Source organism: Sediminibacterium sp., assembly GCF_051861365.1.
Classification (GTDB): Bacteria; Bacteroidota; Bacteroidia; order Chitinophagales; family Chitinophagaceae; genus Sediminibacterium.
In genome coordinates this window covers 755-13,339 of record NZ_JBHYCW010000047.1, presented here as the reverse complement: position 1 = coordinate 13,339, position 12,585 = coordinate 755, and the positions used below count along the sequence as shown (strand labels likewise).

10 protein-coding genes are annotated in these 12,585 nt (G+C 38.0%); 5 read left to right on the top strand and 5 right to left on the bottom strand.

All coding sequences use genetic code 11. From position 1 onward, the window contains the following. Positions 1-62 precede the first annotated feature (62 nt). Positions 63-290, top strand: a complete 228-nt coding sequence (locus ACTIEV_RS14855; protein ID WP_439516753.1) for a hypothetical protein — start codon at positions 63-65, stop codon at positions 288-290. Positions 291-1,115: 825 nt separating this feature from the next. Here the strand turns inward: ACTIEV_RS14855 and ACTIEV_RS14850 are convergent. Continuing rightward, positions 1,116-1,547, bottom strand: a complete 432-nt coding sequence (locus ACTIEV_RS14850; protein WP_322197350.1) for a hypothetical protein — start codon at positions 1,545-1,547, stop codon at positions 1,116-1,118. A gap of 627 nt (positions 1,548-2,174) precedes the next feature. Here ACTIEV_RS14850 and ACTIEV_RS14845 point away from each other — a divergent pair. After that, a complete protein-coding gene (locus ACTIEV_RS14845) occupies positions 2,175-2,468 on the top strand; it encodes a GIY-YIG nuclease family protein (RefSeq protein WP_439516752.1) in 294 nt (97 codons plus the stop codon). A gap of 174 nt (positions 2,469-2,642) precedes the next feature. Here the strand turns inward: ACTIEV_RS14845 and ACTIEV_RS14840 are convergent, their stop codons facing one another. Beyond that, the gene (locus ACTIEV_RS14840) at positions 2,643-3,752 is read right to left on the bottom strand and encodes a Fic family protein (RefSeq protein ID WP_322197349.1); all 1,110 of its coding nucleotides are present in this window, start codon (positions 3,750-3,752) and stop codon (positions 2,643-2,645) included. Positions 3,753-4,093: 341 nt separating this feature from the next. Here ACTIEV_RS14840 and ACTIEV_RS14835 point away from each other — a divergent pair, with 341 nt between their 5' ends. From ACTIEV_RS14835 to ACTIEV_RS14825, 3 genes are all read left to right on the top strand, one after another. Further along, positions 4,094-6,892: a TonB-dependent receptor domain-containing protein gene (locus tag ACTIEV_RS14835; protein WP_439516751.1), complete on the top strand. Its 2,799-nt coding sequence runs from the start codon at positions 4,094-4,096 to the stop codon at positions 6,890-6,892. A 297-nt stretch (positions 6,893-7,189) separates the two neighbouring features. Beyond that, positions 7,190-8,548, top strand: coding sequence for a hypothetical protein (locus ACTIEV_RS14830; protein WP_439516750.1), 1,359 nt, complete (start codon positions 7,190-7,192; stop codon positions 8,546-8,548). A gap of 76 nt (positions 8,549-8,624) precedes the next feature. Continuing rightward, positions 8,625-9,083 (top strand): hypothetical protein, encoded by a 459-nt coding sequence (locus ACTIEV_RS14825; RefSeq protein WP_439516749.1) that lies wholly within the window; start codon positions 8,625-8,627, stop codon positions 9,081-9,083. Positions 9,084-9,087: 4 nt separating this feature from the next. Here ACTIEV_RS14825 and ACTIEV_RS14820 read toward each other — a convergent pair whose 3' ends face one another. The 3 genes from ACTIEV_RS14820 to ACTIEV_RS14810 form a co-directional block, all read right to left on the bottom strand. Beyond that, positions 9,088-9,549 carry a DUF983 domain-containing protein gene (locus ACTIEV_RS14820; RefSeq protein ID WP_439516748.1) on the bottom strand — a complete coding sequence of 154 codons (462 nt, stop codon included), beginning with the start codon at positions 9,547-9,549 and terminating at the stop codon, positions 9,088-9,090. 64 nt (positions 9,550-9,613) lie between these two features. Continuing rightward, a complete protein-coding gene (tnpA, locus tag ACTIEV_RS14815) occupies positions 9,614-10,087 on the bottom strand; it encodes an IS200/IS605 family transposase (RefSeq protein WP_439516747.1) in 474 nt (157 codons plus the stop codon). A 1,116-nt stretch (positions 10,088-11,203) separates the two neighbouring features. After that, positions 11,204-12,481: a UDP-N-acetylmuramoyl-tripeptide--D-alanyl-D-alanine ligase gene (locus ACTIEV_RS14810; RefSeq protein ID WP_439516746.1), complete on the bottom strand. Its 1,278-nt coding sequence runs from the start codon at positions 12,479-12,481 to the stop codon at positions 11,204-11,206. Positions 12,482-12,585: the final 104 nt, after the last annotated feature.

Here is a 12,585-nt window from a genome sequence, read left to right as displayed (position 1 = left end):
AATGGGAGGAAAAACAGAAAAATATTACCTTAGAAAACTCTAACTAAACGTGGCACTAAATTATGGGGAGCTTACACCTTTCTAAAAAGAGAGGGGTTTGTTTTGCCAATAATAAGCATTTTGCAATCAATCTCAATTGTTCTGTTGGAGCAGTCAGTAAGTCGATTAATAAAATGTACAAAATAGGGTACATTGATTATAATGAACCCGACCCAGATAATGGCGGTAGAGGATTTATTCGATCAGTACGAGAAGATATTGTTTATAAAGCTGATGCACAAGGTGATTAAAGCAGCCATGCAAAATTTACTATGCACCCATCTATAAAAATCGCATATATATAATATATTAAAAAAGAAATAAAAAATAAGAGTTTTGCTGAAAATAAATTTTCAGCAGTTTTTTAATAAAAAAGAATACCTAATAAAGAAGTATAAAGTAGTGTTATTGAAGTACTCATTTTCCTGTATATATTATTAATCATAGAAGTACCCCCACCCCTTAAATGAATTATTTGTATGACGGAATATAGGTTACGTAGTTTACCAACGATACATTTTTTAGGACTCTGGACAACTTAAAAGTGTAAAACAATGATTTTAGGTCTTGGTATAAATTAAGTCTCAGGCTTACTGAAATTTACTTACATGTAGGTATAAGTACTTTTTGCGTTAAAATAAAACGTGCAAACTGTGCATTTTTAAAACCTCATCAAAATCTACTTATATGTAGGTGGAAGTATATCTTTTTCCAAAAAAACACTGTTTGTGCCTATTCGTCAATGTATATAATTCAAGGGTAATGATAAATGTAGACGTAAAGCGAAATTAAAGGGGCAAAGTGAATTTATTATATTGTAGCATTACAATGACTAAGCATCTAATTGTAAGGGATTTTATACGTAATGATATTCATCAACATCTTAGGGTCTATTTATTTCCTTCTTTAATATGTATATATAAGTATTGTTAGAGTAAGGGTGTTAAAAAGAAGTATTTTCAGAAAAATACAATGGCAGACAACTACAATATAAATAGTACGATATAGCAGTTTTTAAATGCCAAAAGCCGCTCGAAAAGCGGTGAAGATTAATGACAGTATTTACTATGAGTTACTTAATCCCCAAATAAATAATGTACAAGTGCAAAAACGCAACATATAGCAAAACATATAATCAAGATTGATTGGATTATGTCATAAAGCGAAATGTACTTTTCCCCCGCTACGTATAGTATTAAAATGGCTGTACTTATACTTAAAGCAATTCCTGCTAAAGAGTTGTAATTAAACACCAATATGCAAGACAATATGCTGATGACCACTAAAGAGCCTTCTATAGCCCTTTGCGTTCCGTTTTTCTCCCATTTTACTTCGTTCCCCGATTTCTTTGGGCTGATTAGTGTTAGCACCAACCCAAATAAAAACGGAGTGAGTAAACATAGTGCCAACGACCAATTCCTGCCAATTCTACGCTCTGAACCGATTTCGTTTGCAACAATAATACCGATCACCACTTGTGCAATTACAGCAATTAAAATTAAAGTCATATTCTTTTATTTTTACCCTTATGTCCCTTCTGGGTGGTTATGGTATAAAAAATCAGCGTGGGACATTCCGCAATCCGTAGTCGAGGTACCGCGAAGCACCCACTATACAGAATATGCAAAAGCCCACGCCTTAACGTGAGCGTCTTTGCCTTATCCTTGTATAGTTTAAAAATTCGCGGTTTTCGACTACAAGAAAAGCTAAACGCTGATTATGTTTGTATCTATATCAACTACATACGACAGTTGTTTTATTATTTTTGCAAATTAAGTTTTTTGACCCATTTTCTTTAGTGGTAGTTCTGCTTCACTACTCCAGTTGTGATATAAAATACTTTACGCTGATTTGATTATTGAATAGTAGTTAACCGATTACTGATCTCTACGCTTGAAAAGTATATTGAAATTGTCATTTTAACGCCCTTTAAGCGGTGTATTATTAAATTCTATACCGTAATAACACGATAGTAGTGATACTTGCTATAATCGCCCCAAAATTCTACTATCTTTCACCGATACTTGTTTCTTTGCTTCCAGTGTATAATTTCTCCACATTTTATTGTCTTAATCGTTGTCTATAAATACTAAAATTTTATAACTGTTTGAAAATTAATATATTATAAAATAAGTGTGAATCCCTTCCTCTCTGCAAATTTTAATCCCGCTCAGCGGGATTCTATGTTTTATGTCTACATCATATACGCTGCCAAAGCAGATCGTTATTACATTGGTCAAACCCACGACTTTAATGAGAGACTAAAAAGACACAACAGCGGCTACGAGTCAGCCACATCGCCATACATACCTTGGGAACTAAAATGCCTAATTGAAAAGCCAAATCGGTCAGCAGCTGTTTTACTTGAAAAAAAACTAAAGAATTTAAATAAGCAGCGCGTCAAGGATTTTATAAAGAAGTATAAATAATCGAGGGTCGAGACGATCAGCCAAGGCTGATGTCTCGATGCCGACTGAAACGTCGGTATTCGAATCCCTTCCTCTCTGCAATCATTCTTCATATTGTTTTACAAAACAATTTTTAGTGATAATAAGTCTTTTATGAACAGTTGCTATGTATCTCCACAGATAGCTTCATTGGTTCTAACTGTTAATCACTTCATTTAATAAATAGCTTGTACTTCTTCCTCCAGCGTCCTCTTTCACCAAAATACCTTTCGCCATTAAATCCTGAATATCACGTAGTGCTGTATCCGTCGAACATTTGGTTATCTTTGCCCATTTGGATGTATTGAGTTTACCCTCAAATCCATCGAATAATTTATTCAGCATTGTATGTTGGCGATGGTTTAATTCTAGATGACCGATAACATCCCAAAACTTTGTTTTACGATGCACTTGTTGTAACGTGTCTTCCACTTGATCAAAGGATCGTCCCAGACAAGTTAGAAACCAAGTTAACCATTCTGTAATATCCAATGATCCTTTCTGTGTTTGCTCAAGTATGTTATAATAATCATTGCGTTCAAGACGAATCTGCGCCGACATACTGTAAAACCTTTGAGCGGTTTTATCGGCACGTGCAAGTTGCATATCGGCAATGGCTCTTGCTACACGTCCATTGCCATCTTCAAATGGGTGAACAGTCACAAACCACAAATGCGCAATGGCTGACTTTAGTACCGGATCAAGATCGTTCGCTGCATTGAACCAATCCAGAAAAGCCGCCATTTCATTTGGGAGTCTCGAGGCTTCCGGTGCCTCAAAGTGCACTTTTTCTTTTCCATATGCACCCGATATCACCTGCATTGGACCATTTTCGCCTGTTCGCCATGCACCAACAGTTATCTTAGAAAGACCACTTCGGCCAGTCGGAAATAATGCTGCTTGCCATCCATATAAACGTTCTTCAGAAAGCGGTTTTTCAAAACTTTGGGTGGCATCCAACATCATATCTACAACACCATCTACATGTCGATCCGAAGACACAAGACCAGCTACTTCTATGCCTAGCCTACGAGCAATGGAAGATCGCACTTGATTGATATCAAGGATTTCTCCTTCTATTTCGCTCGACTTAACTACTTCCAAGGTCAAATTATCCAGGGTTGCTTCGGTACGAACCGAAAAGCCTAATGCCTCCATTCTGCCAAGCATTTTGCCCTGCCTATGGCGAATTTCAGCCAGTAAGTTCGCCAGTTTTTGGCTGTCCCAAAAGAAATTAGGCCAGTTTTTATTTTCATGAATATGCATTAATCGCCGCTTTTGTGCAGTGAATATACTATATATTCTCCGCATTATTGTAATATTCGCCGTAATTTTGCGGTAAATAATACCATAATCAACGCATTTCCGCTTTTCTACTAAGCAATCAAATTAATGAACGTAATTGGTCAGATGTCAGTCATTTACCAGCTTCGTGACTTAAAGCTATCAAGTAAATAGATTCAAATCCATAGCTATCTGTAAATTTTAAATCTACTGAGTGAAATTTTTTATCGATACTCCCTTAAATGATGCAGGTAATATTCCCTTAACATTGGCATAACATAGCGGTAACATTGCGGTAATACTTTTGCGGCAAAATAAACGCTGTGAAATCTACTTTCTTAACCCTTTTATCTTTCCTGCTCTTATCGGTGTTATCTGCTCAAACAGGAACACTTTCCGGAAAAGTAACTTCTGCTTCTAATAATGAAGCGCTTACCGGGGTCACCATTTACAACGCTGCTAAAAAGATCAATGTTACCACCGATGTGGAAGGTCGCTTTAGCATCAGACTGGCTCCGGGTTCTTATGAATTGACTTTCTCTCTGACAGGATATAAAACCAAAACCATCAACGAGATCGCTGTTACAAACGGACAGTTGAATGAATTGAATATTGTTTTGGTAGAACAGAAAAAAGAACTGGATGAAGTAGTGGTAACAGCTACACCCGCTCGTCGCGAATCTGCAAATGCTGTATTAAGCATGCAGAAAAATAATACCAGTGTATCAGATGGTATCTCTTCTGAATCCATCAAAAAATCTCCCGATCGTAACGTAGGGGAAGTATTGAAGCGTGTAACAGGTACCAGTGTTCAGGATGATAAATATGTAATCGTTCGCGGATTGAACGACCGTTACAATATTGCTACCATCAATGGCGCGGTAATGCCCAGCACCGAGCCCGATAGAAGAACCTTTTCTTTTGACGTGGTTCCTTCGGATATGATCGACAACGTTCTGATCAATAAAACCGCTACTCCTGATATGCCCGGTGAGTTTTCAGGTGGTATCGTTCAGGTGACAACAAAAGATATCCCTTATAAAAATGCTTTCGGACTGGCATTCTCTACTTCTTACAATACCATTTCAACCGGTAAAGATTTTAATATCGGTCACAGAGGTAGTTTGGACTATCTGGGTTTTGATGATGGTACCAGAAGTTTCCCTTCACGTTTTCCTTCTACCAATAGATGGAGAACATTGCCCCTGGATCAAAAGATCCAAGTTTCTAAAAGAATGTACAATACTTATGGTGATGATATCTCAAAAGCATTACCGGGTTTAAATGGGCAAATCAATTTTGCTAAAAAATTCAATGGTAAGAAGGGTGGTACTTATGGTGTATTGGGTGCCATCACATACAGAAACTCACAAACCATTCAGGTTACTGACAGACAACAATACGGTGATGCAACCGGTACCAACAACTTGTTATTTGATTATGCAGATACTTCTTATTCATTTAATACCAGTCTAGGTGCTTTATTAAATATTGGGTACAAAAAAGGAAAGAATAAGATCGTGTTGAAAAATCTCTTCAACAGAGTATTTGAAAACAACAACACCATCAGAGAAGGTTCTAATTTTAATGACCTCCAATATATCAATAAGAACAGGATCGCTATTGCCATGGTGAAAACCATTTTCAGTACGCAATTGGAAGGGGAACATGCGGTTGGTAAAAAGAATGACAAGTTCAAATGGAATCTGAACTATGCTTTCACTCAGAAAGATCAGCCTGATTACCGTTCACAGCCCTATCAGAAAAGTTTGTCTCAGCAAAATGATAAATCGATTCCATATGGTATCGCCCTGAGAAATACCTATCGTTTCTGGAGTGAGCTGTTAGAAAATACAATTGGTGGTAAAGCCGATTACAGTAAACAACTCAAATGGGGTAATACTTCTTCTTCATTAAAAGCCGGTTTCTTAGCTCAATACAAGCTCCGTGAATTTGATGCCCGCGCTTTCCGCTATGAAGCAGCAGATCTTAATAATTTCAATAGTGCATTGCTGACCCTGTCTCCGGGAAGAGTATTCAACGACGGTAACATGTATGCAGAAGGTTTTTACCTGAATGACATTACCAATAACACCGACCGTTACGATGCGAATTCATTATTGACAGGTTCTTATTTGATGTTGGATAATAAATTCAATGAGAAGTGGAGATTGATCTGGGGTGTACGTGTTGAAACCTTCAATTATGAAGTAGAAACCGGTAACGTTTCAGGATCGAATACGATCATCAAAAGAAACTATTTAGATATCCTTCCTTCTGCTAACTTGATTTATAGCTTTAACAATAAATCAAATCTGCGTTTCTCTGCTTCAAGAACCGTATCCAGACCTGATTTCCGTGAGGTAGCAAACTTCTCTTATTTCGATTTCGTAAGAGCGGCGATCATTCGTGGTAATGGTGCATTGGAAAGAAGTCAGAATACCAATATCGATCTTCGTTTTGAAACCTATCCTCAAAGTGGGGAGATCATCTCTGCTTCATTGTTCTTTAAACATTTCAACAAGCCTATTGAACAGCGTATGTCCGGTGAATCATCATTGGAATACCAGGTGATCACATACTTCAATCCTAATAATGCCTATGCTTATGGTATTGAATTGGATCTGCGTAAAAAGCTTTCTTTCTTTGGTGATGGAGAATTCTGGAACAACACTACTTTCAGTGCCAATACCTCATTGATCAAGTCTACGGTGGATTTGGATAATTCATCCAATCCTTATGACACCAAAAGACCTATGCAAGGACAATCACCTTATCTGGTAAACTTGAGTCTGACTTATGCAGATATAGATGCAAACTGGAGCAGTACTGTTCTATTCAACAGAATTGGTCAGCGTATTGAAACCGTAGGTGCTTTTGGTATTCCTGATGTATACGAGAACGGAAGAAGTATCCTGGATTTCCAGTTGGCTAAGAAAGTGTTGAAGAAAAAAGGAGAGATCAAGATCAACATGGCAAACTTGTTGAACACAAGACAGATCTTCTACAACAATGTAGAATCTAAAAAAGAGAACAGAGCATATAACAGCAGTGAAGATAGAATTCAGTGGAGTAACCTATTTGGTGCCAGCTTTGGTATCGGGTTCTCTTATAATTTCTAATTCGGCTTGAACATTAGATAGATGTGAGGCTGTATCGAGCGATTGATACGGCCTCTTTTTTTAGTCCATGGTCCATAGTCCATGGTCCATAGTACATGGTCTCTGGGCCATCAAACAAATCTCAAAGGCATTATCTTACTTTTAAGACTCCTTTTTTCTTTACCATGGACTATGGTATATGGACCATTAGCCATGAACCATAACCCATCGACGTACTACCACGTAACAATTAGTTAACGCTGGGGTAACATACCCATTACATTAAAGCGATTCTTTTGCAGCATAAAAACATTGAAAATGATACGTTCACTTATGATTTCCCGTCTTGCTTTAGTGGCGCTGGCTGTTGCTGCTATCACATCTTGTAAAAAAGATGATACAGAAGAGCCAATTACTCCTCCGCCAACAAATCCTAATGAAACTATTTTGTCGGGTACATTGTCAGCTAATAAAACCCTTACAGCAGATAAAACCTGGACTTTGAAAGGTTATGTGTACGTTCCGAATGGAGTTACACTTACGATTGAAGCAGGTACTACAATTAAAAGTGATAAAACAGAAAAAGGTGCTCTTTGTATTGAGCGTGGTGGAAAAATTCAGGCGAACGGTACTGTTGATAAACCTATCGTAATGACTTCAGGTCAAGATGCCGGTGCACGTAATCCGGGTGATTGGGGTGGATTGATCATCTTAGGTAATGCTCCTACCAACCGTACTTCTACTCCTGTCATTGAAGGTGGTTTGGATCGTGTATATGGTGGTACCAACGCGAATGATAACTCCGGTACTTTGAAATATGTTCGTATTGAATATGCAGGTATTGCTGCTTTCCCCGGTTCTGAAATCAATGGTTTGACTTTAGGTGGTGTGGGTAGTGCAACTACTATTGAGAATGTTCAAGTAGTTTACGGAAATGATGACGCCTATGAATTTTTTGGTGGTAATGTAAATGCTAAATACCTCGTTGCTTTCGGTACAGCAGATGATGATTTTGATTTTGATTTCGGTTATACCGGTAAAATTCAATTTGCGGTTGCATTGCGTGATCCTTCTTTCGTAGATAATGGTGATGCCGGTAATGGTATCGAAGCAGATAATGATGGTTCCGGTACTACTGCTACTCCATATACGCGCCCTGTGTTGAGCAACTTCACTTTTGTTGGTCCTAACAACGCTTCAGGAACATTGGCTAACCACAACTTTGGTAACAGATGGAGAAGAGCAGTACGTTTCGTTTTGCGTAACTCTATCTTGATGGGCTGGCAGAAAGGTGGTTTCTCTATTGAGTCTGATGGAACTGCAAACGACTACAGTGCAGCAGGTGGTACTTCTGAATTCAAAAACAACTTGGTTCATGCGGTAGCTGATCCATACAGAGTATCTGGTTTAACATATGCAACATTAACTGCTGCTGCAATGAGAACCAAAGCTGAGTCAGAAGGTTGTAAGACTTATGCAAATGCTGCTGATATCAAGTTGACATCTCCATTCGCATTAACTGCTCCTAACTTGTTGCCTGCTACTGGATCGGATGCATTAGCCGGTGCTAGCTTTACAGGTTTGGATGCGTTCTTTGCAACAACTACCTACGTGGGTGCATTTGGTACCACGAACTGGTTGGCTAGCTGGACAAGATTCCCTGCAAAAGGACAATAATATTCGATACTATATTGAAAAACCGCTCTTTTATCCAGAGCGGTTTTTTTATTTCTTTGTGATTAAAATAATAGAGATGCGTTACTTGTTTCAATTATTCATAACTGTTTGCTTTTTATATGCTTGTCAATCTGATAAAAAAATAGATGATGCCAATACCGGCTCAGATTCATTGGTGGCTGAATTACATCCCTTGCCTGAGATCAAAAAAGTAGATAGTATTGATATGCATTTCTTTCCCGATATCAATGATCAGAAAGTGTATACAAGATTTGGTGTGAATGATACTGCATTCATTCACAGCATTACATTCCGAGAAATGAAAAATGCATTTACAGTAAATCCACCCTGTGAGTATGATACCAAATTCTTTTGTTTTGCTGATGGACAAATCGTGAAGACGCTGTATATAGCTGCACAAAAAGACCGCTGCCACTATATTGGATATATCAAAAGTGGTGGTGTTGCAGTGAAGATCAGCATGTCTGATTCAACGGCTTCTTTGATCAATACATGGAGGAAAAACAGTCAATAAGCACTTACCAGTTATTCATTTGCTCAGGAACAATTCTTTCCGGTTCTTCAATGGGATGTTCTTGCCAATTTGGATCATATTTTACAAACCAGCTTAACCAAAGTGATCTGGATAATCGCATGATCAAGGGTTGCATGATGAATAATAATACAAAGGCTGTACCCATCCAATAGAAAATGCGGTTATCATCAATGGAGAATGTCATACCGATCAATACTTTCCATGCGATAAAAGTAGATACCAGAAAAGCTACTGATAAGGCATAACTCACATATCCCGTACCATAATAAAACCCCACTTCGATTTCCGTCGGCTGATTGCAAACCGGACATCTTTCATGCATGTCTACATTGGTCTTGAATTTATAAGCTTCCTGGCTTTTAAATATTTTTCCTTTTCTGCATCTAGGGCAACGATTATTCAAAACGCTCCACAAATACCAAGGTGTTTTAGATTTGGCGATCATGCTTGTTGTTTGAGGTGTAAAGGTAGGTTGATTATAATAGATAAAGTGTGATAAAAGTCATAGTTTAGATAGGGTCTTGGAAGAGATAAGCGTTCGTATATTCAATATCATGTTTTTGTAACAATCCTAAATATTCATTTTTAAAAGATAAGTGATGGTGGTGTTTTTGTTGATTATGAATATAATTTGTTACAGTTCTTAGGTTACTATGTGAAACGCTAAAAGCACCATATCCTTCTTGCCAATTAAAATGCGATGAGGTTAATTTTTCTTTGTTGATAAATAGTGTACTATCTTTTTTTATAAAACGCATTAGATCCGAAATGGATTGCCTAGGATTCAAGCCAAGTAAAATATGAATATGGTCTGGCATAGAATTGATGGCTAAAGATTGATGTCCATTATTATTGATGATACCACCAATATATTTATGTAAACGCTGGTTCCAGTTAAGTGATATAAGTGATCTTCTAAATTTTACAGCAAATACAAGGTGAATGTGTAATTGTGTATATGTGTTTGGTTTCATTTTTTTCATTGCAAGATAATCAAGAGGTATACGATGCATGCGGAGTAATGCGTCCGTTTTGCATGTGTTTGTATTGATATGTTTTATTGATCGTAATTGTAAACGATTCAATATGGTTCATAAATTGCAACCCTCCTTTGTTATATCTACAATCTGTTACTCCTCCGGGGTAATGAATAATTCATTGTTGCTATGGTTCTACAATCTGTTACCCCTCCGGGGTAATGAATGATGCTACGATTTTGATATGGATATGATCATGATATAAGATTGTAAAACAAAAATATATCACAACCAATGCAACCCAAACCCCTGAGGGGTTACAGATTGTAGCTTCAATGATTGTTGAATAACCCAACCCCGGCGGGGTTGAACAATGGATATTTGTGGGTATCCTATGATATAGATTTTACAATGTTTGACCCCTCTGAGTTTTCGTTGTGTTTTTTTACCCTCCGTTTTGTGTTACACATACAATCTGTTACCCCTCCGGGGTAATGAATGATGCTACGATTTTGATATGGATATGAGCATGATATAAGATTGTAAAACAAAAATATATCACAACCAATGCAACCCAAACCCCTGAGGGGTTACAGATTGTAGCTTCAATGATTGTTGAATAACCCAACCCCGGCGGGGTTGAACAATGGATATTTGTGGGTATCCTATGATATAGATTTTACAATGTTTGACCCCTCTGAGTTTTTGTTTGCGTTGTGTTTTATTTATACCCTCGGTTTTGTGTTACATCTACAATCTGTTACCCCTCCGGGGTAATGAATGATTCATTATTGCTATGGTTCTACAATCTGTTACCCCTCCGGGGTAATGAATGATTCATTATTGCTATGGTTCTACAATCTGTTACCCCTCCGGGGTAATGAATGATTCATTGTTGCTATGGTTCTACAATCTGTTACTTTTATCATGTTGTAGTTGAATTTTTACCACAGAAGCCATAGAGTTTGGCGCAGAGTTACACGGAGTAAAATGGGAATACTATTAACACCCTATATTTCTCCGTGTAACTCTGTGTTAAACTCCGTTCACTCTGTGGTTTGTTTTTTTACCACCGAGAGTTATCCTGAGTGGAAATGGGGTATGTAAAAATCAATAGTTTTTCTATTGCAGTATCTTCTCCATCTGCATGCTTCTGGATCCTTTGATGAGGAGATAGGTATTTTGGAATGCTTGTTGTTGATACCAATTTGCCGCAGCTATTGAATCCGGGAAATAGATGTATGGATGTTTTGTACTTGCAAAATCTCCGCCCACCAATACCACCTGTTTCCATGTATGTTGATTGATGAGGTCTATTATTTGTTGATGCTCCATCATACTATCTTCACCCAATTCCATCATACCCCCCAACATCAATACTTTTTCTGTTGACGGAAACTTTGCAAAGTTCTCAATGGCTGCCCGCATGCTGGTGGGATTGGCATTATAGGCATCCAATACAATATGATTGCCATCTTTCTCCAACATCTGAGAGCGACTATTGGAAGGAGCATACGCTTCAATGGTTGTTGCGATCTTTTCTTCGGGTACAGCAAAATATTTACCAATGGAAATAGCGCACAATACATTGGGCAGGTTATAATCTCCAACCAATTGTGTGCGGATATTTTTTTGTGATAATCCATTCGTGATCATCACTTCCAAAAATGGTTCGCTGGCTTTTACTTGTCCGGTAACAGTGCCATTGATGGTGCCATAGATTTCTTTTTGTGTGATACCCTTACTCATCGTATGCAGATAATCATAATCATCATACATAAAAATGGTACCATTATGTGCTTTGATATAATCGTACAGTTCACCTTTTCCTTTTCTAACACCTTCTACACCGCCAAATCCTTCCAGATGTGCTTTACCACAGTTGGTAATGATACCATGTGTTGGTTTGGTATACACACAATATCCTGCAATTTCCTTCTGATGATTGGCACCCATCTCAATCACCGCCATTTCCGCATCTTGTCGGATACTTAAAATGGTCAAAGGAACACCGATATGATTATTCAAATTACCTTGGGTAGTATACGTTTTATAATGCGATGCCAGCACCGAAGACACCAATTCTTTGGTGGTTGTTTTACCATTACTACCTGTAATCGCAATAAAAGGAATCTTGAATTGATCTCTATGATACGATGCCAAATCTTGTAACGCTTGTAAGACATCAGGCACTAGTATCATTCTTTCATTTCCCCCTTCTTGCATTTCATCAATCACAGCATAAGCAGCTCCTGCCTCGAGTGCTTTAGCTGCAAATAGGTTGCCATTGAAGTTTGGGCCTTTTAAGGCGAAGAATATGTCGCCTTGCTTTAGCTTTCTTGTATCCGTTTGTATGGAGGGGTTTTGGAGGTAGATGTTGTATAGTTCTGGGATTGTCATGTGTTATTGTGTTTGGGTGCTAGGTGCTAGGTGCTAGGTGCTAGGTGCTAGGTGCTAGGTGCTAGGTGCTAGGTGCTAGGTGCTAGGTGCTAGGTGCTAGGTGC

Bases quoted from the DNA above. Each gene is read 5' to 3' on its own strand.
- ACTIEV_RS14810 (WP_439516746.1), bottom strand. From the start codon at position 12,481: ATGACAATCCCAGAACTATACAACATCTACCTCCAAAACCCCTCCATA.
- ACTIEV_RS14825 (WP_439516749.1), top strand. From the start codon at position 8,625: ATGCGTTACTTGTTTCAATTATTCATAACTGTTTGCTTTTTATATGCT.
- ACTIEV_RS14850 (WP_322197350.1), bottom strand. From the start codon at position 1,547: ATGACTTTAATTTTAATTGCTGTAATTGCACAAGTGGTGATCGGTATT.
- ACTIEV_RS14830 (WP_439516750.1), top strand. From the start codon at position 7,190: ATGATACGTTCACTTATGATTTCCCGTCTTGCTTTAGTGGCGCTGGCT.
- ACTIEV_RS14855 (WP_439516753.1), top strand. From the start codon at position 63: ATGGGGAGCTTACACCTTTCTAAAAAGAGAGGGGTTTGTTTTGCCAAT.
- tnpA (WP_439516747.1), bottom strand. From the start codon at position 10,087: ATGAAAAAAATGAAACCAAACACATATACACAATTACACATTCACCTT.
- ACTIEV_RS14840 (WP_322197349.1), bottom strand. From the start codon at position 3,752: ATGCATATTCATGAAAATAAAAACTGGCCTAATTTCTTTTGGGACAGC.
- ACTIEV_RS14820 (WP_439516748.1), bottom strand. From the start codon at position 9,549: ATGATCGCCAAATCTAAAACACCTTGGTATTTGTGGAGCGTTTTGAAT.